Raw genomic sequence first — 21,664 nt, forward strand, 5'->3', positions numbered from 1 at the left:
GACATCGGGAGGGGACCGGGCTATGTGGACAGCGGCGCGCAGGGCGGCATGAAAGAATTGGCGCATGGCTGATTCCGTACTCCCCCGGGTAGAACTCGCGTCCACGTTCCAGGGGGAAGCACCCTCGCTCTCGCTGGGGCCTCTTGACGGCCGGTACCGGGAGGCCGTGGCGCCCCTCGTCGACTACCTTTCCGAGGCTGCCCTGAACCGGGACCGGGTCCATGTGGAGGTTGAATGGCTGATCCACCTCACGCGCCATGCCGTCCTCCCGGGAGCGGGACCACTCGAGCCGTCGCAGGAGGATTTCCTGCGGGACATCGTGCTCTCCTTCGACACGGCGTCCGTCACCGAACTCGCCGAGATAGAGAAGGTGACAGTGCACGACGTCAAGGCCGTTGAATACTTCATCGGTCGACGGCTCTCCGGCATCGGGATCGAGCACCTCAAGCCCCTCGTGCACTTCGGCTGCACCTCGGAGGACATCAATAACCTCTCCTATGCCCTTGGCGTCAAGGGAGCGGTGGAACGCATTTGGCTGCCCGCGGCGAAGGACCTCGTGGAGCGCATCGGAGAACTTGCGCGGAGTTCGAGCGCCACGGCGATGCTTTCAAGGACGCACGGCCAGCCCGCAACCCCCACGACGCTCGGTAAGGAGATGGCAGTGGTTGCGCACCGCTTGTCCCGCCAGCTGAAGCGGATCGAGCGGACGGACTACCTGGGCAAGATCAATGGAGCCACCGGAACCTACGCCGCACACTATGCCTCGGTACCTGCGGCGGACTGGCAACAGGTTGCACGTTCCTTCGTCGAAGGGCTGGGGCTCACCTGGAACCCGCTCACCACGCAGATCGAATCCCACGACTGGCAGGCGGAGCTGTACGCGGATCTGGCGCGGTTCAACCGAATCCTCCACAACTTCTGCACCGATGTGTGGAGCTACATCTCCATCGGATACTTCGCCCAGGTTCCCGTAGCCGGGGCCACGGGATCCTCCACCATGCCGCACAAGGTGAACCCCATCCGGTTCGAGAACGCCGAGGCGAACCTCGAGATGTCGTCGTCACTGCTGGATGTGTTGGGTTCGACCCTCGTCACCTCACGGTGGCAGCGGGACCTGACGGACTCGTCGAGCCAGCGCAACATCGGCGTGGCATTCGGTCACTCCCTGCTCGCGATTTCCAACGTGGTGAAGGGTCTGGGACGCCTCGATGTTGCCCCGGACGCACTCGCTGCCGATCTCGACGCGAACTGGGAGGTGCTGGGCGAGGCCGTCCAGATGGTCATGCGTGCCGAAGCCATCGCCGGCGTTCCGGGTTTGGCTGATCCGTACGAGCGGCTCAAGGAGCTCACCCGGGGACAGCGCGTCGACGCAGCCCGCATGCGTGACTTCGTCAGCGGGCTGGGCCTCAGCAGGGCTGCCGAGCAGCGCCTCCTGGACCTGACGCCGTCGAGCTACACCGGCATCGCCGAGCAGCTCGTGGATCACCTGGGCTAGGTTCCGGCGACAGCCCGGCGCTCGTCACGGCGCCAGGGGCACGACCACCTTCCCTACGCTGTCCCAGCGGCGCGCGGCCACAGCGTTCAGGGGAGGAAGCTCCCGGCGGGCGACGACGGCGGCGGCCTGGCCCAGTTGTTCGGCGCTCAAACCCCTCGCGAGGGTGATGTGGGGCGTCCATCGCCCCGGGGCGGTGTTGGGTGCGGGGCGGTCGACAGCGGCAAGGACTGACCAGACCCGCTGGTGAAGCCGGATCATTTCCGGGGAGGGCACCACTTGCCGTGCGAGGACATACCTGTGTTTCGTCGGAAAGACGAGCAGCCCGGCAGTGGCCAGCGCATACGGCAAATCGCCCAGGACAGCGGCAAGGCCGGCGTCGTACCCGGCGTCTATCCTCGCCGCTGCCATCAGGGTGAGGTGGGGGCTGTTGCTCGAGGAGGCGTGCCGGGACTGGTTGGGAAGATCCAGATCCTCGAGCGCCCGCCAGTCCTCGAGCACAGCCTCGTGAGCTGCAGGATCGAGCAGCAACTCAATGCTGTCAGTCACGTTCGGCAGGTTTCCTCGTGTCAGCGGGGCGGACGCCGGAAGTCACCGATGCCCGCGGAACCGTCCTGCTCGGTGACCCCGGTGCGTGGATTCCGCTGTGGACGCTGGTAGGCGAGCTCCCCGCCGCTCCTGCCGCCGAACGGCCTGCCGTGATCTGCGTACTCTTCACGGAAGAAGGCGAGGCACCAGGGGCCGAGTTGCACCCTTGCTCCGGTTCGGAGGATGGAGTTGCCGGTCGCGTTCACGCTTCCGCTGACAGGGCCGTGGGGGACGAGCACGTACTCGTCGTCGTCGGTATGGACTACCTCCGCGTGGAGATCCTGCAGCCCTTGCAGCCGGAGCGAGCTCGTCGCCGCGCTACCGATGGTGGCGCGGTCCTCCGGCAACTCGAATTCCCGCGGTATCTGGCCCTCCCACGTCTCTGAATCCTTGACGAAGATCAACCGCGGCCGGCCGCTTCCCCGCGCATAGTGGGTGGTGGTGATGGTGCGTCGGATCCGGCGGTTGATCGTGGGCACCAGGGGAAACGGCGTCGACGGCGGCAGTCCCACCTTCGTGTCGCCCTTGTCCAGCGCGCGGCGGCCGAGGTGGAGCAAAGGTGCAAGCGTCGACGGCGATCCGAGCCGGATGTGCGGCGAGCGGGTCAGAAGACGCTGTGCCAGAGGGCTCTTCACGGCGCCCACACTCACCAGGTGCCCCCGTGGTCCCGAAACGGAGACCGCGAGCCCCTGACCCGCCAGTGCTTTCGCCAGGGCACGGACGGTCGCCAGGCCCGGGAGGCTGCTGCCGCTGAACGCACCCGGGTTATCGACGAAGATGTCGACCGTTGTTCCGGCTGCCGTGACGGTCCCGTTCAGCTGCTCCGCTGCGTCGTCGCCCTCGGGAGGTTCGACCAGTGTGAACGCGAGGTCGATCTCGAGATGGAGGGAAGATTCCATGTCGATTCCGATGTCAGCTGCGGAAGGTGTCGGAACCGCGGGCGTCGTCATCGCTCGTGGTGATGCGCAACGTCCCGTTGAACTTCCAGGTGGCCCGCGGGGCGTCCGGGCCGATGTCGCGCGGCACCTCGACCGTCATGTCCACGAAGTTGTAGTTGATGGCGGCACCCTTACCCGTCAGGTAGGTCCACATCTCCTCGGCGAGATCCGCCCAATCCCGAATGGTGTGGTCCCGGCCCGGGGCACCAGTGCTGGAGGTGTTCTCAGTCATGTTGATTCCTTCATCGGATGATCGAACGATGACAGACGTCCTCTAACGCCGCCTGACGTGGGTAGGCCCAACGATAGCGGAGGGTACGGGCAAAAAACACCCCGGTTCCGTGTACCCGCTCCGCCTACCACTTCGAGTGGACGGCACCCCGGAAGTGGCGGTCGTAGATGCCCACGACGGCCGGATGCAGCTCTGCGCCGAGCTCGAGGGAATTCGCGGCTGCCGCGTTCGCTCGGGCCTGTTCAGTGTTGCGGGCGCCGGGGATGACGGTGCTGACGCCGTCCTGGGCCGCGATCCAGGCCAGGGCCGCCTGGGCGGTGGTCACGCCGTCGGGCACGAGGCCGGAAAACTCCTGCGCCGCGGCCAGACCGGTTTCGAAATCGACGCCGGCGAAGGTCTCCCCGACGTCGAAGGCCGCGCCGTCGCGGTTGAAGTTCCGGTGATCATTGTCGGCGAAGACGGTGTCCTTCGTGTATTTGCCGGAGAGGAGCCCGGACGCGAGCGGCACGCGGGCGATGATACCGACGTCGGCCGCCTTCGCCGCGGGCAGGACCTCGTCGAGCGGCTTGAGGCGGAACGCATTGAGGATGATCTGGACGCTGGCCGTGTTGCCACGCGCGATCGCCGTGAGGGCTTCGTCGGTCCGCTCGACACTCACGCCGTAGTTCTTCAGAACGCCCTCGCTGACCAGCGTATCGAGCGCGTCATACACCTCGTCGGCGCTGTAGACGGCGGTGGGCGGGCAGTGCAGCTGGACGAGGTCGAGCGTGTCGACGCCGAGGTTGGTACGGGAGCGGTCGGCCCACTGCCGGAAGTTGGACAGGCTGTAGTTCTCCGGCACCTGGTTTACGCGCCGACCCATTTTCGTGGCCACCATAATGCCGTGCCCGGGATTGGCCTTGAGGAAAGACCCGATAGTCGCCTCGCTGCGGCCGTCGCCGTAGACGTCGGCCGTGTCGAAGAACGTGACGCCGGCGTCGGCGGCGGCCTCCAGGACCGCGAGCGCGTCCTTCTCCTCCACCTCTCCCCAGTCGGCGCCGAGTTGCCAGGTACCGAGTCCGATGACCGAAACGGGTCGCCCGGTCTTGCCCAAGTGTCGTTGTTCCATCCTCCGACTATAGGCGGGCGCCCCGCCCCCCGCTGATTAAGCACTTATGGCGGCTTTCCCGCGCGAATAGCCGCCATAAGTGCTTAATCAGCGGGAGGGGGTGCGACTTCCGGCGCCGCTTGACTGCAGGCATGCTCAGTGGTGGGCTAGGTCACCTACGGAAGGGAACCCGCGTGAAGTCGCTGTGGCTCGACACTGCTCCGGAAATACCTGCCGATCCGTTCCTCCCGAACGCCTCCTATGATTCCGTGGTGGTGGGCGCAGGGCTGACCGGCCTCACCACCGCCCTCCTGCTCGCACGCGCCGGGCATAAGGTCGCGGTCCTCGAGGCACGCACGGCGGGCGCGGTCACCACGGGTAACACCACCGCGAAGCTCTCCCTCCTGCAGGGGACGAGCATCTCGAAAATCATCCAGCACCACGACGCCGACCTCGCGCGCGCCTACGTCACGGCCAACCTGGAGGGCCAGGCCTGGCTGACCCGGTTCTGCGATGACAACGATGTGGGCTACGACCGCCGTGACGCCGTCAATTATGCGACCACGGACAGCGGCGCGAAGAAGCTCGATTCGGAGCACGAGGCCTGTTTGGAGGCGGGCCTCGATACTGAGCTGGGCAGGGCCGCTTCCCTGCCTTTTCCGGTCCGGCGGACGCTCCGCCTCAGGAATCAGGCCCAGTTCCACCCCCTGGAGGTCCTCGCGGCGCTGGCTTCGGAGTACCGCCGCCACGGCGGCAAGCTGATCGAGGGCGTCCGGGTGACAGGGGTGGCCAGGACGACCGCTGATGGCGTCGAGCTGAAAACCGGCGCAGGGCCGGTGAAGGCCCGCAACGTGATCCTTGCCAGCGGCTTCCCGATGCTGGACCGTGGAGGCTACTTCGCCGTCCTGAAACCCCTGCGGTCCTACTGCATCGCGCTTACGGTTTCGGACGACATTCCTTCGGACATGTACCTCTCCGTCGATGCGCCTGACCGCTCCCTCCGCACCGCACTGGTCGACGGGAAGAAGTACCTGATCGTCGGCGGCAACGGCCACCCGGTGGGTCACCGGTCGAAGACGCAGGCGCTCGTCGATGACCTCACACGCTGGGCGCAGGAGCACTTCCCGACTGCACGGCCGGCTTACGCGTGGTCGGCCCAGGACTACCGGCCCGCCGCGGCCGTTCCCTATGTCGGCAAGGTCCCGGCGAGCGGCGGGTCCATCTACGCCGCCACGGGGTACAACAAATGGGGCATGACGAACGCGGTTGCGGCGTCACTCGCCCTGTCCAGCGAAATCCTCGGCGGCAACATGCCGTGGGCCGACACGCTCTACAAGACGAGGGTGAGTCCGGCGGACGTGCTGGCCACCGCGTCGACCGGCGTGGAGGTGGGCTTGGAGGCACTCACCGGCTGGCTCGGGGGTCTGGCGAAAACCTCCTCCAGCGCTCCGCCCGAGGGCGAGGGGATCGTGGTGCGCGAGGGTGGCCGGCCGGTGGCCGTGTGCACGGTCGGCGGCGTGGAGCACCGGATGTCGGCGGTCTGCCCGCATTTAAGGGGAATCGTGAACTGGAACGACGCCGAGCGCTCCTGGGACTGCCCGCTCCACGGGTCCCGCTTCACCGCGGACGGCAAGGTGCTCGAGGGGCCGTCGACGTCGGATCTCACTCCCGCGGCCGGTTCGGGGAAGGCCTGAGCCGCTGCCCTTTCCCCGGAACCACTTCCTCGGTTCGAGAAGGTTTCCGATCGGGTAGCACTGGAAGAATCCGGCACTACCGACCTTCGGTTCCATGCCGGTCGATCGCCCTGCCGATCAGGGATTCGACAGTCCTGGTGACAGGAATGTCCAGATCCATGCTGCGGCAGACATTCAGGGAGATCTTCAGGTCCTTGTTCCATGGTCGGTTTTCAGGCGGCACGCCTGCCTGGTCGTACTCCCCACTGAGTGAATCGAAGAAACCCCAGTTGCGCACCACCCAACTATCGGCGAGTCCCCGCTGGAATACGTCGAGTGTTCTCTGGTTTTCGACTCCCAGCGCCGAGGTGAGGGACAGTGCTTCGAGGAGGGCTGCCTGGGCGGCGAAAGTGAACATCTGATTGGCTATCTTCACAGCCTGGCCCGCCCCGACCGGGCCCAGGCGATCGGCGGGTCCTCCGAATGCGTTGAACACCTGGATTGCCTGACCGGGAATCGCGCCATCACAACCGACCATGATGGCCAATCTCCCCGCCTCCGCGGCATCCGCTCCTCCACTGACGGGTGCGTCGACGAAGGTGAGTCCGTGTTCGCTGCATCTGTGCGCCAGATCCTGTGCCGCGGCGGGACCGATGGTGCTGTGGAGTAGGACGAGGCCACGTCGGCCGGCTAACCCACGAACTACTCCGTCGGCACCGAAGAGGACCTCTTCGGTCTGGTGGGCATCGCTCACCACGACACATAGGAGATCCACCTCTGCGGCCAGGTCTGCCACGGAGGCCGCAGCCCGGACGCCGTAACTGCCGAGTGCAGCTACGGCGTCCGGGGCGACGTCGTATCCGGAAACATCGTGTCCCGTGGAGATGAGCCTGCGCGCCATGCCGGCTCCAAGGTTCCCCAGTCCGACCATTCCCACGTGCAGTTGCATGGTCAGGCGGCCACCCGGTACCTGCGGAGCTGAAGTGCGGAGTACGTGGTCAACCCCGACATCACCAGTGCGAGCGGCGGGAACCAGAACAGTGACGCCACGCTCAATGCAAGCCCGGCACCGGTGATGATCCGCCAGTTGCGCCGAGTCGCGGATTCCGCAACGGCAAGAGCTCCCCCCTGCCGTTGCGGACTACCCTGATTGCTGCGGGAATTGGCGCCTCGGTAGGAGAACGCCAGGTTCGCCAGCGCCAGGGCCGCGAAAACCGCGGCCCAGAGGTACTCACCATCCGTGAATCTCCAGAGGGAGATGAGTGCGAAGCAGGCCGCGGCGATGGCACTACCCGGCGACATGGGTACGCCCTTCGATTCGGTCCCATCGGTTGTCCATAGTGCTCACGAGAAAATCAGCTCCCAGGTCGAGACGATTCCCAGAACGGTCAGGAGCACCCCGGAGCAAATGACCCACCACTGCCCCGGGGTCGAGAGTCTCAACTGCTTGGGAAGGACTTTGTGCTCCGTCCAGACTAGTGCGAGGCAGAAGATTCCTGAGGTGAGCAGGCCGCCTAGGATGGACGCCGGCGTCACGATGATGACCAGTTGTCCCACTGTCCAGACGAGGACAAGGCTGGCGACCAGGATGTAGGCGTACATCCATGGTCGGACGATACGCTGTCCACCGCGCCGGATCTTCGCGGAGAGTGGGGCAAGGGTCTCGAATGCGGTATAGGAGTAGAGCTCCCAGAAGGCATAGAGCGATCCGAAGAAGGCGAAGAACACCGCAACGTAGTAGAGGTATTCAAATGTAGGGTGTACAGCCGTGAGGAACTGTGCCTGATAGGTCAGCGTGTCATTGCCGCTTGGAACGAGTTGCTCGACGAACAACAACGAGGCGCCGTTGAGCATGAACATGATGGCGAAGATCGCTATCGCCGCGAATGACAGGAGCGTATCCCCCAAGGGTGCCCTGCTCCATGCTTTTGCTCGTTCGACCTGCTCGGTGTCCGTGGCGAGGGGGAGCATTTCGCCACGGCGTAAGCCCGTCAGGCGGTCGGACAAGGCTGCCTGGTCCGGGTGACCGAGCATGCCCCACTTCTTTTCGCGCATCATGCCGGCATAGCCGATGTAGTCATAGGTTCCGCCTCCGACGGCACCCAGGTAGGTAGCGACCTCGAGGAAGACTGACCGTTCTGCGATGTCGGGGTAGGCATCCACCACCCAGCCGCCGTATTCAGGCACGCTCGGAATCACCCCGCCGAGCGCGGCAATCCAATCGGGCTGGAGCACGAAGACACTCACACCGATCGCTATCAGCATGAAACCCACGATCATGGTCTGGGCTTTCTCGAGTTTGCTGTACCCGCCGAGCCAGGACAGTATCCCGGAGATGACGATCAGCGCCGTCGCCCACCAGGCACCCGCCCCGAAGGTCAGATCGGCCATGAGATCTCCAAGACCGATCGCGAGCCCGCCGACCCACGAGGGGATTGCCGCGATGGAGACGACTCCCATGAGCAGGGTGAACCATCCCCGGGGTCCCCGGAAGAGTGTGGTCCAGCGGGACATCGGGTGTTCACCGGTGACGACGACGTAGCGGTTCATCGAATAGGCCAGGGCCGCCTTCGCGACCGCCGACACGATAAAAGCCCAGATCAGGGCGTAGGCGAACAGGGCGCCGCCCCGCGAAGCGAAGACCATTTCGCCGCTGCCGATGTTGGCTGAAGCCACGATCGCACCGGGTCCGAGTACTGACAGTGCTGCGGTGAGGGTGAGCCGCTTTCGTAACTGCGCCGGGGGGTCGGGGTAGGTCAGCAGATTGCTGCTGACAACTTCCGGTTGGGTGGGATGGGACATGTCACTCCTTTGTGATCAGTGGTGCGGCTTGGTCAGTCCGAGTGGAACTTCTGTTCGAGCTGGTGGATCTTGTCGACGCGACGCCGGCAGTCGGCATCCGTGCTGAACTCCGCCGCCAGGTATTCCTCGATCACCTGTTCCGCGATGACCGGGCCGATGAGCCAGGCACCCATGCAGAGGATGTTGACGTCGTCGTGTTCGACGCCCTGTCGTGCGGAATAGGTCTCATGGGCTGTCATCGCACGGATTCCCGGAACCTTGTTGGCTGCGATGCTCGCACCCACACCGGTGCCGCAGACGAGCACTCCGCGATCGGCGTCGCCGCTGAGAACCAGGTTCGCCACATTCTGTGAGATGTCGGGAAAATCCACCGGAGTGGTGTCGGGTGCTCCGACGTCGGTCACGTCATGACCGAGGCGTTCGAGCGTCTTCCTGACGTGATCCTTCAGCGGGAAACCCGCATGGTCATTTCCGAGTGCAATACGCATATTGTGTCGTCCTATCCGTTGTGAAATGACTGGGTATCCACCCGCCGGCGGGTGGGAATTCCATCCCGCGCGCCCCTGCGCGTGACGGCAAGAGCACCTCCGGTGACGGCGAGCCGCACTGCGCTTCGGAGGTCGGCTCCTTCATGCAGGGCCGCCACGAGGTACCCGGTGAAGGTGTCCCCCGCACCGGTGGTATCCACGGGCGTCACCACGGGGGCCGGGATGCTCTCGGCTTTTCCTCCAGCAGAGAAAGCCGCACCGTCGGCTCCGAGGGTGACGACCACTGCGATGTTCCGCTGCAGCGCAATCGCCTCGGCCGTAGCAACGGGGTCACCGGCCTCGAGCACGCCTTGGTAGCGGCCGACGGCGAGGCATTCGTCCTCGTTGACGACGAGGACGTCGATGAATTCGAGTAATCCCTCGAGCGGACGGGCAGGTGCGGCGTTGAGGATTACGCGTGCACCTCGCTTACGGGCTTTTCGTGCCGCGCCGAGAACCGTCGGCAGGGGGATCTCAAGCTGGAGCAGCAGCGTATCCTCCGCGGTGAGGGCCGCGACAGCTTCCTCGACCAGCTCATCATCGAGGTCGTAGTTCGCCCCGGGGATGACTGTGATGACGTTTTCGCCGTCGTCGCTCACCGTGATGATCGCCCGCCCGGTCTGGGCGTTCGGGCTTCTGTGGATGCCGGTGCAGCTGACTCCCTCAGCGAGAAGTACGTCGATCAGGTGGGTGCCGTCGGTGTCCACGCCTACGGCACCGATCATCCGGGTGGGTACCCCCGCACGGGCGAGCGCGACGGCTTGATTGGCGCCCTTGCCCCCGGGATGGGACGAGCTGCGCCGGGCGAGGACCGTTTCTCCGGGCCTGGGCAGCTGCTCCACCTCCGCGACCTCATCGATGTTGATGCTCCCGAGCACCGTGACGTGCGCGCCGCGGACCTCATCGGGCACCGCGGCCCTGCGGAGACGCGCAGTGCTTCCGCGAGCGATCAGCTCGACGTCGAGTTCCTCCCGCGAGCCGGCGAGGTTGTCCGGGTCTGCTTCGATCAGGAGCTCGGCCGCACGTTGCCCGAGGGCATGGATTTGCTGGTGAACGGTGGTGAGGCCGGGCCGCACGTACTGGGCCAGATGAATGTCGTCGAAACCTACAACACTGACATCTCCCGGTACGGTCAGGCCTGCGGCATCGAGGGCCTGCATCGCTCCGATGGCCATCAGGTCATTCGCTGCGAAAACGGCGGTGAACGGCATGCGACGCGCGAGCAATGACGTCATTGCTCGCCGCCCCCCTGCTTCGGTGAAGTCGACGTTGACGATAAGGCGTTCGTCCACCGTCAGTCCCGCATCCTCGATAGCCTCGAGAAAGCCGAGCGCGCGTTGGGCTGCGACATCGATGTCCAGCGGCCCTCCGATGAAGGCGATCCTTTCGTGCCCCAGGGCGATGAGGTGCTCCGTCGCGAGCCGCCCGCCGAGTTTCTGGTTGCTGCCGATGATCGCTGCCCCGGGCACGTCATTGAGGCGGTCGATCACCACGATCTTCAATCCCGAAAGCTGCCCGATGAGTTGTTCATCCAGGAGATGACCGCCGACGATACCGATCCCGTCGACATTGCGCCGTGACATCTGACCGATGAGAAGGGAAGTGGCTTGCTTGTCATCGTTCGTCTGGCCCAGGAGCAGCACGTGGTTGTTCCTGTCCGCGACGGACTGGGCGCCCTTGATGAGTTCCGGGAAGAAGGGATTGGTGATGTCCGGAACCAGCAGGGCAATGGTCGATGACGGCCCTCCACGCAATTGACGTGCAAGCTCATTCGGCTCATAGCCAAGCTCGGCCGCAACCTGCTGCGTGCGCAACCGGGTGCTTTCACTCACCCGACCTTGCCCGGACAATGCCCGCGAGGCGGTCGTCACCGATACCCCGGCGGCCCTGGCCACTTCTTTGATCGTCACCGTGACTCCATCGTCTTCGTTGTGTTGTTCCGTACAGAACCTACTGTTGCGCAATCGATAGCGCAAGATCTCGCTAAGGGTCGAAATGAAAATTTTCGGATATGCAGCGACGCGCCGCGCAATCGTTAGCGCACTCCTCGTGCTCCCTCGAGGACCGGAACTCCCGGGGCAGCGGCATGGAATCCCGCCTTCCCGGGCAAGAGCTGAGGAGAACATGGCTCCCGCCGACAAGGGAATGGCTTGCCGCCGAGCCCTTTCGGTCCTCCGGCGGACGCCCGGACGCCCGGCGTAGTGACTATGGTGCCGTTCAATTCGGCCGGATAGGTCCCGGGCGGAGCGGCCTGCACCGCTTCATCCCAGTGGTCATCGAGGTTCCGCACCCAGGCACGCAGGGTCAGCGCGCAGTGCAGGCGCAGCGCTTCGACGTCGAGCACCTCCAGCCCGGCGGTTTCGAGCGCTCCCACCATCTCCGACAGACTCAGCATCTCCCCGTCCGGAAAGACGTAGCGGGGAATGAAGGAATCGGGATCCGGGGGCGTTCGTCCGGCGTTCCAGGAGGTGGCGTGGTTGAGCAGTCGGCCGCCGGGTCGCAGCAGGTTTCTCAGCCGGATGGCATAGCGGCCGAACTCCGCGCTGCCCACATGCTTCGACATGCCGATGGAACTGACGGCATCGAACGGGCCGTCCTCCACGTCGCGGTAGTCCTGGACCCGAATCTCCACCCGGTCGATGAGCCCTGCCTCAAGGTGACTACCAGCTCCGGCGCCCCGGCCGGGCCGGGCCGGCAACCGAGCCATCCCAGGCTCGCACCCGGAGCGGGAGCTCATCAGTACCCAGCACCACGGTCAAGACCCCCGCAATGCGCGGTGCCGCGCCCCTGATCCTGATCGTGATCCTGGTCATGCCTACTGTTTACCCCCGTTGCTGCACCCAGTAAACGGTCCCTGCCTAGAGATGGCCGCGCGTGCCGCCGTCGTCCTGCCGCGCCAGCTGCTGCAGGAGGTCCCGCATCTCGGTCAGAAGCGCGGTGTCAACGGGCACAGGGGCGTCCTCGGGGTCGTCGGTGGCGAGTCGCGCCTTGGCATGGGCGCTGGCTCGGTTCATCGGGAGCACGAAGACGAAGTACACCACGGCGGCGGTGATCAGGAAGGTCACTGCGGCGGTGATGACAGCACCGACGTCGACGAAGGTGGCCGGATTGCCGGCCCAGATGCGGAATCCGAGGCCTCCGGCATCCACCCCGCCCGCTGCGGCGATGAGCGGTTGGATGATGTTCTGGGTGAACGCGCCGACGAGGGCGGTGAATGCGGCCCCGATGACGACGGCGATCGACAGTTCGATCACGTTTCCACGCAGGATGAAGTTCTTGAAACCCTTAAGCACGAAATCCTCCTTCGGCTGGTGAGCCGTAACTGGCAACGATGAGGTCCACCACCGAGAGGAGCTCTGCCAGGTCGGTGGCGGAGTGGCGCGGTGATCCGTCGCCCGAGAAAAAGGCGGCGTCGTAGTAGATGCCGTCGCCCAGGAGCTTGACGGCCTGCGCGGCGGTGCGGTTTCCAAGGCCCTTCTCGAGCGCATCGAGCCAGAGATCCTGGATTCGCGCCAGGCTCGCCCGTGCCGTGGGGTGGCCCTGCTGCGCCAAACGCGCCATTGACACCAACGCCCGGTCCAGCGGACTGTCCTCGTAGACGGAGGTCCGCACGTAATAGCGGCCCGGGCCCTCGGGGTCCTCGACCATGCGCGACCGGTCGGATTCGGCAAGACCGAGAAGCCTTGCGGCAAGCGCATCCACCAGCGCTTCCTTGGACGGGAAGTGATAGAGCAGCCCACCCTTGGAGACCTCGGCTGCTGCAGCCACAGCTTCCACGGTGGCGGCCCGCTCGCCGTCCCGGATCAGGGTGTCCTCGAAGCTGTCAAGGATGCGCTCTCGGGAACTGGCCATTCCTCCATGGTAATGGTCACTCAAGTTGTACTGTACCGGCTGGACGGTATAGCTTGGATGGATGACATTCTCCCAGCACACCTTCGCGCCGTCCGGAGTTGAGACGGCCAGCCCCGACACTCCCCACCGCGCCGGCGTGCGGGAATGGATAGCGCTCGCCGTCCTGATGCTGCCCGTCCTGTTGGTCGCAGTCGACAACACCGTGCTCAGCTTCGCACTGCCGGCCATCTCGCGGGATCTTGCACCCAGTGGGACGGCTCTGCTATGGATCATCGACAGCTACCCCCTCGTACTCGCGGGACTCCTCGTGGCGATGGGCAGTTTCGGGGACCGCTTCGGGCGGCGGCGGCTGCTCATGATCGGCGCCGGCGGTTTTGCACTCTTCTCCGTCGCTGCGGCCTTCGCTCCGACAGCCGGTTTCCTGGTGGCCGCCCGCGTGGGGCTCGGCGTTTTCGGCGCGATGCTCATGCCCTCGACGCTGTCGTTGATCCGGAACATCTTTCTTGACCGGGATCAGCGCCGGCTCGCCATCGCTGTGTGGGCTGCAGGATTCTCCGCGGGTGCGGCGCTTGGCCCCCTGCTGGGAGGTGCACTGCTCGAGCACTTCTGGTGGGGTTCGGTGTTCCTTCTCGCCGTGCCGGTTCTTGTCCTGATGCTTGGCTTGACCCCCGCCTTCGTGCCGGAATCCCGCGACCCTCGACCGGGTCGGGTGGACTACCTGAGCATTGCCCTGTCCATCATCACCATGCTCCCCGTGGTGTTCGCGATCAAGAACCTCGCGAAGGGCGGGCCCGGACTGGTGACCGTCACCGCCGTCGTGCTGGGCCTTGCCGCCGGTAGCGGCTTCGTGGTGCGCCAGCTCCGGCGTTCCTCCCCGATGCTCGATGTGCGGCTCTTCACTGTGCGCGCCTTCACCGGAGCCGTGCTCGTGAACCTGCTGGCCATTTTCTCCCTCGTGGGATTCCTCTTTTTCGTCTCGCAGCACCTTCAGCTGGTGCTCGGTCTCAGCCCCCTCGACGCCGGGATGGTCCTGCTGCCGGGGCTCGTCCTGACGATCGTCGCGGGATTGGGGGTGGTTCCCGTGGTCAAGCGCGTTCCAGCCCATGTAGTGGTCCCGGTGGCACTGCTCTTTTCGGCGGCTGCCTACAGCTTCCTCACCCTGCAGGGCCTGATGGCCGGGCAGGGAGGCTCTGCCCTCCAGTTGATGGCCGCCTTCGTACTGCTCGGCATCGGCGTCGGCGCGTCGGAGACCGTCTCGAACGACCTGATCCTCTCGAGCGTGCCCGCCACCAAGGCCGGCGCCGCCTCGGCCGTATCCGAAACCGCCTACGAAGTGGGTTCGGTGTTCGGAACGGCGATCCTCGGCAGCATCCTGCTCTCCTCCTATCAGGGCAACCTGTCGCTCCCGGAGGCCCTCACCCGGGAGCAGGCAGCGGCGGCCACCGAAACGCTCGGTGGGGCGGTGGCGACGGCGGCGGATCTGCCGGCAGCAAGTGCTTCGGCCCTGCTGGACTCAGCGTTTCACGCCTTCGACAGCGGGGTGACCCTGACCTCCGGTATCGCTGCGCTGCTCATGATCGCTGCGGCGGTACTCGCCGCGTGGAGCTTGCGGCCGACGACGCGGGTCTAGGCCGGGCGAAGCCGCACCCCGGCAGCCTCAGCTGTTTTCGGGCTTGACCAGGCTGTCCTCGTCCTCTTCGAGCGCCGGAGCGTCCCTGATCTCCTCAAGCGGATCCTCTTCCGCTCCGAAGCTTTTTCGGGAAGGCTTCTCGTCCTGGGACACTGGGGCCGCCTGGTGTGGAGTGGCGTCCTGCGGATTTGTTGCGGATTCGTTCGGCATGATGCCCTACCTCGGATGAATTCATGGAGCCGTGAAACTCCGTCGACCTACCTACTCTATGGCCCACCCGCTACCGGACGACGGGTCGGCCGGAGAATGGATTCAGAGAATTTCGGTGGACGAAACAGGCCTTGTCGCGCTACTACCCGCCGAGGATCGGCCGCAATGCACCCACGAGCTGGTTGATCCCCAGCACGATGAACAGCAGCGCGATGATTGCCAGGCCCACGACGGGGACGAACATGATGCCGACCAGCGCAGCCGTGATCTTCTCGAAGGTGGCATATCGCCGTGGTTCCGTAGACGAATCCTCGTTGATACAGCTCGGCCCCGGCATCATCAAGGCGTCGCGGGCCTTGGGCATCCTCTCATGAAGGCTCTAGAGGGCAACGTGCCGGTGTTCGATGCCGAGCAGGCTCGCGGCCGCTTGAACATCCGCCGCCCGGTGTCCCACGCACAATGCCCAGTGGTGACCGATGCCCGTCTGGGACCATTCGTCCACCCACCGACCCGGATCAGCCCCGAAGTCCACCCGCGACGTCGTATTCCCGATGGCCAGCAGCGGACCGGGCACCACCTCGCCCTCCGAGGTGACGAACACGTAGCTGCCGTCGGGATCCTGCCCCAGCCCGAAGGTGGTGACGGGCCCATGCCGGACGTCGAACTCCACGGAGACTCCCCAGCCGCGCTTGCCGTGATACACGCCAAGCCCGCGCAGCAGTGGATTTCCTGCGCTGACCGCCAGATGCGCCGGCCCGTCGTGGCCCATCTCCACCACGTTGTCGGTGAAGTTCAGTGCCTGGATCTCGGTGAAGGAACCACCGGCCCCCATCGCCTGGGCAGCAAGCATGGCTATGGAGGTGCGCAGCTCGTACTCCCCCGCCATCGGGATGCCACGGGCCGTCAGGATCGAAGCACCGAGGATCATGCCGGCGCCCAGGCGTTCATGCTGTTCCCCCGCCAGGCCGCGGTGGTAATAGGCCAGCGAGTCCAGGCCGAATTCCTCCACAAGCCGGTCAAGGCCCACGGACACCCTGGCGCCCCATGCAAAATCCCCGTCATCGACGGACGCGTCCACGGTGAACAGTTCCCGTGCGAGCTCAACCCGTTCAAGGACCTGCGCTTCGGAAACGCTGTTGACCATTTCGCGGAGGTCGTCGAATTCGAGGATCTCGACATGCGAACCGAAGGTGGTCGATACCGTCGTGAGGTCGGTGGAGACGTCCAGCATTCCGGGATAGAGGTGCCCCATCAGGCCGTGCCGCGCGAACCGCAACCGTCCGCGAACACTCGCGGCGTGGACCCACCGGTCGATGCGCTGCCAGGCCGATTCCTGCTTCAGGTACCCGGAGACGGAACGGAAGGGGATACCTGCGCGCCGGAAGACATTGGCCATCTCCGGCACAGGGCACTGACCGCAGTACGCGAGCCACTTCCCGGTGTCGAAGCCTGCATGGTCCATGGCTTCGGTGGGTTGCAGATCGATCACCAGCACGGGGGTCTGCGCTCGCTGGGCGATCGGCAGGACCATGGACGATGTCAGGTAGGTGGCCAGAAATATCACGATCAGGTCGCAGTCAGCCACCCTCAGTTCCTCGGCGGCGCGGGCCGCCTCCTGCGGATCCGAGACGAAGCCGACGTCGATCACCTCGGCCTCGAGGGCTGTGAACCGCCCGGTCACGTAGCGGCTGGATTCCTGCAGTTGCGGCAAAAGATCGGGGAACTGCGGCCAGTAGGCGCCGAGCCCCCCGGACACCAGTCCGATGCGGGTGGCACGACGCTTGTGTGGTACCAGGCGGTGGACCGCGGACGGGTTTTCCGGAGGGGCAGGGGGGTTGGCGACCATTTCATTGTTCCTTACGGCAGGAGGAGGGTACGGGGAACCCGGAGGGACTCCCCGTACCCGGCTCGTTCCCTAGAAGTCGTACTCGTCGATGTTGTCGGCGTTGAAGATGGTGGGTGGTCCGACGATGACGAGGCCCCCCTCTTCCACGGTGCGTTCTCCCATTTCGCCCGCTTCGAAGGTATCTCCTACTTCTCCGGTGATATCGCCGTCGGCCAGGGCCTTGCCTGCGAAAGCCGCGACGTAGCCGAGCTGGGCAGGATCCCACAGGGCGAACTCGGACACCGTTTCGTCCTCGACGAACGGACGCATCTCGTTGGGCAGGCCAAGACCCGTGAGTGCGACCTCGCCCTTGTACTCGGAGGTCGAGAGGTACCGGGCGGTGGCCGCGATGCCCACCGTGGTGGGAGAGATGATGCCCTTCAGGTCCGGGTAGGCCTGAAGGAGTCCCTGCGCTTCCTGGAACGACTTGGTGTCGTCGTCGTCGCCGTACACCTTGGCCACCAGGTTGATGTCCGCGTAGTCCGGGTTGGATGCCAGCTCCTCCTCCATGAACTTGATCCACTCGTTCTGGTTGGTGGCGTTGGCCGTGGCGGAGAGGATGGCGATATCCCCCGCGCCGCCGATCTGCTCCGAGATCAGTTCAAGCTGGATCAGGCCCACGTCCTTGGCGTTGACCTGGCTGACGAACAGGTCGCGGAAGTCCGGGTTGGTGTCGGAGTCGAATGCCACGATCTTCGCACCGGCATCCCGCGCTTCCTGCAGGGCGGGCCCGACGGCGTCGGGATCGTTGGCGGCGATCACGATCACGTTGGTGCCGGCCTGGGTTTCGGCGTTGATGAAGGAGACCTGGCTGGAGGCGCTGGCGTCCAGCGGACCCACGACTTCCGAAGCAGAGAATCCTGCCTCCGAGGCCCCGGTTTCACCGCCGCCGAGGACGACGTCGGTGTAGGGATTGTTCAACTGCTTGGGGATGAAGGTGATGGTCTGCTCTCCTTCGGCACCGCTGCCACCTTCGGCACCTGCTTCGGACCCACCTCCTCCACCGCAGCCGCCGAGGAACAGCGCGGTACTCGCGGTGAATGCGACAATGGCCGCGCCGCGGCCCCGTCGGGACTTGTTTCGGGTAAACAACATTGTTCTTCCTCTCATTGAGCGCCGGGGAACCAGGCGCCGGTTTCTACCCCGAGGGGACGGCTCAGGGACGTAGTTGCTGCCGCACCCGTCGGTCATGACGGTGCTTTCTCAGTGCGGCGCCGATGCTGGGAGTGACCACGGAAAGGATCAGCAGGGACCCGGTCACGATGATCAGGACCACCTCGGAGACCCGGTCGAGGCGCAGGGCATAGGTAATGGTGCCGATGAGCAGCACCCCGGCAATCACGCCCGGGATGGAGCCCTTGCCGCCGAAGATCGAGACGCCGCCGAGCAGTACCGCGGCGATCACCGCGAGTTCGATTCCACTGGCGTTGTCACTGCGGGCGCTCGAGTAACGGAGGGTCCAGTAGATTCCTGCCATGGCCGACACGATGCCGGTGCCGAGGTACAGCCAGAACTTGGAGCGTGCCACGTTGATCCCCACGAAGCTTGCCGCTTCCTTGCTGTAGCCGAGGGCGAAGAGTCCGCGGCCGAACGGGGTGAGGTGGAGCAGCACGCCGAAGAAGACGATGACGAGCAGGACGCCGATCATCACCGTGGGAATGCCGGTCCCGCCCAGTTTGGAGGTGAAGAAAGCAGTCAGTGCCGGTGGGAAGTTCGCGACGGCGTTGTCGCCGATCACCACGAGGGCGAGCCCGCGGAAGAGGGCGAGCGTGCCGATGGTCACGGCGAGCGACGGCAGGCCCAGGTAGGCGATGAGCAGGCCGTTGAATGCTCCGGCCGCCAGTCCCACCACCAGGCAGAGCACCAGCGCCAGCCAGATGTCCACTCCCGCAGCCCACAGCACACCCAGCACGGCGCTGCTGAGCCCTGCGATGCTGGCAACGGAGAGGTCGATCTCGCCGGAGATGATGACCAGGGTCATCGGCATGGCGATGACCAGGATGGGAATGACGTCGAGGAGGAGGAAGCCCACTGTGACCGGCGAGGCGAATCGCGGGAGGGCGACGCAGGCGAAGAGCACCACCACGAGCAGCGTGTAGATCATCACGGCATCGCGGCCCAGCAGCAGGCGGGGGGCACCGCTGCGGCCCTTGATCTCGGAGGTGAGGACGGCGGCGGTGCCGGCGTCGGGCACCTCGGTGAGTGTTTTAGACATTGCGTGCCTCGCTGATCCGTAGCTTCCTGGCGGTGCGTAGCCCTGCCAGCCGGTCGATGATGATGGCGGCGAGGATCAGGACGCCCACGATCGCCTGTTGCCAGAACTTGTCCACGCGGAGGGCCGCCAGGGCACTGGTGATGGTGGTGAGCAGCAGTGCACCGAGGGCGGCTCCCACCACGGTGCCGCTGCCGCCGAAGATGGCGATGCCACCCACGACGGCGGCGGCCACCACGTCCAGTTCCAGTCCGGTTCCGGTGGTGGCGCCTACCGAGTTGAACCGGCTCGCGTAGAGCACACCGGCCAATCCGGCGAGGATGCCGTTGGCGATGAAGGCAAGGAGGACGCGTCGGGTCACGGGAATGCCGAACAGCTTGGCGGCCTCGGGGTCGGATCCGATCGCATAGAGATCGCGTCCTGGCCGGGTACCCGCCATGAAGACCGCGACGGCGACGACCACCAGGACGGCGATCAGGGTGATGAGGGGGAACCCCAGGACCGTGTCCACGGACAGCGCGCCGAATTCCTGGGGCCGGTCGCCAGCGAAGTACTGGGTGCCGCCCGCCCATGCGTTGTTGATGCCGCGGAAGATGTAGAGGGTGCCGAGGGTGATGACCAGCGCTGGCACCTTGGCCACGGTGACCAGGATGCCGTTCACCGCCCCGAGCACCCCACCGAGGAGCATGCCCAGCAGGAAGACTCCGACAACGGGGAAGTCCGGCATGGCGAAGAAGATGGACCCGGTGGAGAACGCGACGAGCCCCAGCGCCGACCCCACGGAGAGATCGACGTTGCGGGTGATGATCACCAGCGACTGGCCCACCGCAAGGAGCATGAGGATGGTGGCGTTGAGCAGGAGGTCCTTCACACCCTGCTCGCTGAGGAAGAGGGGGTTAACTCCCCAGGTGAAGAGCACGAGCCCCACCAGGGCGATGAGAACGGGCAGTTCGCGCAGGCGGAGAACGGACAGGATCGCGCTCCTGCCTCCGCGCCGGGGCTCGGGGATCCTGCCGGTGGTTGACGGGGGATTCAGGTCGGTGCTCATTTGGCGGTCTCCGGTGTGGCGGTCGCGGCGTGCATGACCGATTCAGGGGTGGCTGACGCCCGGTCCAGTTCGGCGGTGATCCGCCCTTCATGCATCACCAGGACGCGGTCGGCCATTCCGAGGACTTCGGGGAGTTCCGAGGAGATCATGAGGATCGCTATCCCACGGCCCGCGAGTTCGGACACCAGCCGGTGGACTTCGCTCTTGGTGCCGACGTCGATCCCGCGGGTGGGTTCATCGATGATGAGGAGTTTCGGCTCGGTGGCCAGCCATCTGGCGAGCACCACCTTCTGCTGGTTGCCGCCGGAGAGCGTGGACACTGCATGCTCCGGGGACCCCGCCTTGACCTGGAGGCGCTGCGTCCACACGGCGGCGGCTTCGCGCTCGGCCCTGCGGCTGATGAACCCGCCTTTGGCGAGGGTGTTGCGAAGGGTCAGGACTGCATTGCGTTCCACGGACAGGTCCATGACCAGCCCCTGGTTCCGTCGGTCCTCGGGGACGAAACCGATGCCGGCGTCGATCGCCGCGCGCGGGTCCCGCGGTTTCAATCGACGCCCGCCCAGAGTGACCGAACCGGCGTCCTACCCGTCGATGCCAAAGACGGCGCGCGCCACTTCGGTGCGTCCGGCGCCCACCAGGCCCGCCAGCGCCACGATTTCTCCCGCCCGGACCTCGAAGCTGATGTCGGAAAAGACGCCGGCCCGCGAAAGATTCTCCACGGAGAGGACGGTTCCGCCGATTTCGGCGTCCTCCTTGGGGTAGAGGGCGGCGATATCGCGTCCCACCATCTCGCGGACCACGGCTTCCACCGTGACGTCCGCGGGCCGGTGGGTGCTGATGTATTTGCCGTCCCGCATGACGGTGATGCGGTCGCACAGTCCGAAGACCTCGTCGAAACGGTGGGAGATGAAGAGGATGCCGCTACCGGCGTCCCGCAGTTTGCGGGCGACGGCGAAAAGGCGGTCCACCTCCACGCCGCTCAGCGCCGCGGTGGGTTCGTCCATGACCAGGACCCTGGCGTCGAGGGAGATGGCCTTGGCGATCTCGATGATCTGCTGATCGGCGATGGACAACCCCGCGGCGGGCCGGTCCGGGTCGATGGGGACGCCCAGTTCCGAGAAGAGCGCCGCAGCTGCCCGCCGCATCGCGCCTTTGCTGATCAGACCGAGGGCACCTTTGGGCTGGCGCCCGATGAAAATGTTCTCGGCGACGGTGAGGTCGGGAAAGAGCGTTGGTTCCTGATAGATGACGGAGATACCGGCAGCCTTGCTGTCACCGACGTTCCGGAAGGACACTTCCTCCCCGGAAACGGTGAACCGGCCCGCGTCAGGTGAGTGGACGCCGGCGAGGATCTTCACGAGGGTCGACTTCCCGGCGCCGTTCTCGCCCACCAGCCCGTGGATTTCGCCGGGGAGGATCTCTATCGTTCCGTCCGCGAGTGCGACCACCGGCCCGAAGGTCTTTGCCGCTCCGATCAGGGAAAGCGCC

The 21,664-nt window shown here is 65.5% G+C and carries 20 protein-coding genes and 2 pseudogenes; 3 read left to right on the forward strand and 19 right to left on the reverse strand.

From position 1 onward, the window contains the following. Positions 1-64: 64 nt before the first annotated feature. On the forward strand, positions 65-1,495 hold the full coding sequence (gene purB, locus IWX65_RS13775) for an adenylosuccinate lyase (protein WP_196883681.1): 1,431 nt from the start codon (positions 65-67) through the stop codon (positions 1,493-1,495). Positions 1,496-1,519: 24 nt separating this feature from the next. Here purB and IWX65_RS13780 read toward each other — a convergent pair whose 3' ends face one another. From IWX65_RS13780 to IWX65_RS13795, 4 genes are all read right to left on the reverse strand, one after another. Further along, positions 1,520-2,041: a 2'-5' RNA ligase family protein gene (locus IWX65_RS13780; RefSeq protein ID WP_196883682.1), complete on the reverse strand. Its 522-nt coding sequence runs from the start codon at positions 2,039-2,041 to the stop codon at positions 1,520-1,522. Positions 2,042-2,061: 20 nt separating this feature from the next. Further along, positions 2,062-2,979: an FHA domain-containing protein gene (locus tag IWX65_RS13785; protein ID WP_196883683.1), complete on the reverse strand. Its 918-nt coding sequence runs from the start codon at positions 2,977-2,979 to the stop codon at positions 2,062-2,064. Positions 2,980-2,992: 13 nt separating this feature from the next. Then, positions 2,993-3,250, reverse strand: a complete 258-nt coding sequence (locus IWX65_RS13790) for a hypothetical protein (protein WP_196883684.1) — start codon at positions 3,248-3,250, stop codon at positions 2,993-2,995. 124 nt (positions 3,251-3,374) lie between these two features. Next, a complete protein-coding gene (locus IWX65_RS13795; RefSeq protein ID WP_196883685.1) occupies positions 3,375-4,358 on the reverse strand; it encodes an aldo/keto reductase in 984 nt (327 codons plus the stop codon). Positions 4,359-4,531: 173 nt separating this feature from the next. Between IWX65_RS13795 and IWX65_RS13800 the strand changes: the two genes are divergently transcribed. Beyond that, entirely contained in the window at positions 4,532-6,031 is a 1,500-nt protein-coding gene (locus IWX65_RS13800; RefSeq protein ID WP_196883686.1) for an FAD-dependent oxidoreductase, read from the forward strand. A 76-nt stretch (positions 6,032-6,107) separates the two neighbouring features. On the opposite strand, the gene IWX65_RS13805 is transcribed toward IWX65_RS13800, so the two are convergent. The 8 genes and pseudogenes from IWX65_RS13805 to IWX65_RS13840 form a co-directional block, all read right to left on the reverse strand. Continuing rightward, complete coding sequence (locus tag IWX65_RS13805) at positions 6,108-6,941, reverse strand: NAD(P)-dependent oxidoreductase (RefSeq protein WP_334683863.1); 834 nt, start codon at positions 6,939-6,941, stop codon at positions 6,108-6,110. 20 nt (positions 6,942-6,961) lie between these two features. Then, complete coding sequence (locus IWX65_RS13810) at positions 6,962-7,312, reverse strand: hypothetical protein (RefSeq protein ID WP_196883689.1); 351 nt, start codon at positions 7,310-7,312, stop codon at positions 6,962-6,964. A gap of 42 nt (positions 7,313-7,354) precedes the next feature. Then, the gene (locus IWX65_RS13815) at positions 7,355-8,812 is read right to left on the reverse strand and encodes an Nramp family divalent metal transporter (RefSeq protein ID WP_196883691.1); all 1,458 of its coding nucleotides are present in this window, start codon (positions 8,810-8,812) and stop codon (positions 7,355-7,357) included. A gap of 32 nt (positions 8,813-8,844) precedes the next feature. After that, positions 8,845-9,300 carry an RpiB/LacA/LacB family sugar-phosphate isomerase gene (locus IWX65_RS13820; protein ID WP_196883693.1) on the reverse strand — a complete coding sequence of 152 codons (456 nt, stop codon included), beginning with the start codon at positions 9,298-9,300 and terminating at the stop codon, positions 8,845-8,847. 11 nt (positions 9,301-9,311) lie between these two features. After that, positions 9,312-11,249 (reverse strand): PfkB family carbohydrate kinase, encoded by a 1,938-nt coding sequence (locus tag IWX65_RS13825; protein ID WP_196883695.1) that lies wholly within the window; start codon positions 11,247-11,249, stop codon positions 9,312-9,314. Positions 11,250-11,575: 326 nt separating this feature from the next. Continuing rightward, positions 11,576-11,992, reverse strand: a pseudogene (locus IWX65_RS13830) (class I SAM-dependent methyltransferase); the annotation flags it as partial. 205 nt (positions 11,993-12,197) lie between these two features. Further along, positions 12,198-12,632: a large conductance mechanosensitive channel protein MscL gene (gene mscL / locus IWX65_RS13835; RefSeq protein WP_196883697.1), complete on the reverse strand. Its 435-nt coding sequence runs from the start codon at positions 12,630-12,632 to the stop codon at positions 12,198-12,200. After that, on the reverse strand, positions 12,625-13,191 hold the full coding sequence (locus IWX65_RS13840; RefSeq protein ID WP_196883699.1) for a TetR family transcriptional regulator: 567 nt from the start codon (positions 13,189-13,191) through the stop codon (positions 12,625-12,627). Before IWX65_RS13840 ends, mscL begins: the two co-directional genes overlap by 8 nt. A gap of 61 nt (positions 13,192-13,252) precedes the next feature. Here IWX65_RS13840 and IWX65_RS13845 point away from each other — a divergent pair, with 61 nt between their 5' ends. Continuing rightward, positions 13,253-14,821, forward strand: a complete 1,569-nt coding sequence (locus IWX65_RS13845) for an MFS transporter (RefSeq protein WP_196883701.1) — start codon at positions 13,253-13,255, stop codon at positions 14,819-14,821. Positions 14,822-14,848: 27 nt separating this feature from the next. Here the strand turns inward: IWX65_RS13845 and IWX65_RS13850 are convergent, their stop codons facing one another. The 7 genes and pseudogenes from IWX65_RS13850 to IWX65_RS13880 all read right to left on the reverse strand — a co-directional run bounded on the left by IWX65_RS13850 (position 14,849) and on the right by IWX65_RS13880 (position 21,654). Then, positions 14,849-15,031 (reverse strand): hypothetical protein, encoded by a 183-nt coding sequence (locus IWX65_RS13850; protein WP_196883703.1) that lies wholly within the window; start codon positions 15,029-15,031, stop codon positions 14,849-14,851. A gap of 142 nt (positions 15,032-15,173) precedes the next feature. After that, positions 15,174-15,395, reverse strand: a complete 222-nt coding sequence (locus IWX65_RS13855; protein WP_196883726.1) for a hypothetical protein — start codon at positions 15,393-15,395, stop codon at positions 15,174-15,176. A gap of 15 nt (positions 15,396-15,410) precedes the next feature. Beyond that, positions 15,411-16,877, reverse strand: a complete 1,467-nt coding sequence (locus tag IWX65_RS13860; RefSeq protein WP_196883705.1) for an L-fucose/L-arabinose isomerase family protein — start codon at positions 16,875-16,877, stop codon at positions 15,411-15,413. Between the two features lie 69 nt (positions 16,878-16,946). After that, on the reverse strand, positions 16,947-18,011 hold the full coding sequence (gene rhaS, locus IWX65_RS13865; RefSeq protein WP_196883707.1) for a rhamnose ABC transporter substrate-binding protein: 1,065 nt from the start codon (positions 18,009-18,011) through the stop codon (positions 16,947-16,949). Between the two features lie 61 nt (positions 18,012-18,072). After that, the gene (locus IWX65_RS13870) at positions 18,073-19,131 is read right to left on the reverse strand and encodes an ABC transporter permease (protein ID WP_196883709.1); all 1,059 of its coding nucleotides are present in this window, start codon (positions 19,129-19,131) and stop codon (positions 18,073-18,075) included. Then, a complete protein-coding gene (locus IWX65_RS13875) occupies positions 19,124-20,176 on the reverse strand; it encodes an ABC transporter permease (protein WP_196883711.1) in 1,053 nt (350 codons plus the stop codon). Before IWX65_RS13875 ends, IWX65_RS13870 begins: the two co-directional genes overlap by 8 nt. After that, positions 20,173-21,654, reverse strand: a pseudogene (locus tag IWX65_RS13880) (sugar ABC transporter ATP-binding protein). The gene IWX65_RS13875 and the pseudogene IWX65_RS13880 overlap by 4 nt, the downstream one beginning before the upstream one ends. Positions 21,655-21,664: the final 10 nt, after the last annotated feature.

This window comes from Arthrobacter sp. CAN_A214 (assembly GCF_015751955.1).
GTDB lineage: Bacteria > Actinomycetota > Actinomycetes > Actinomycetales > Micrococcaceae > Arthrobacter_D.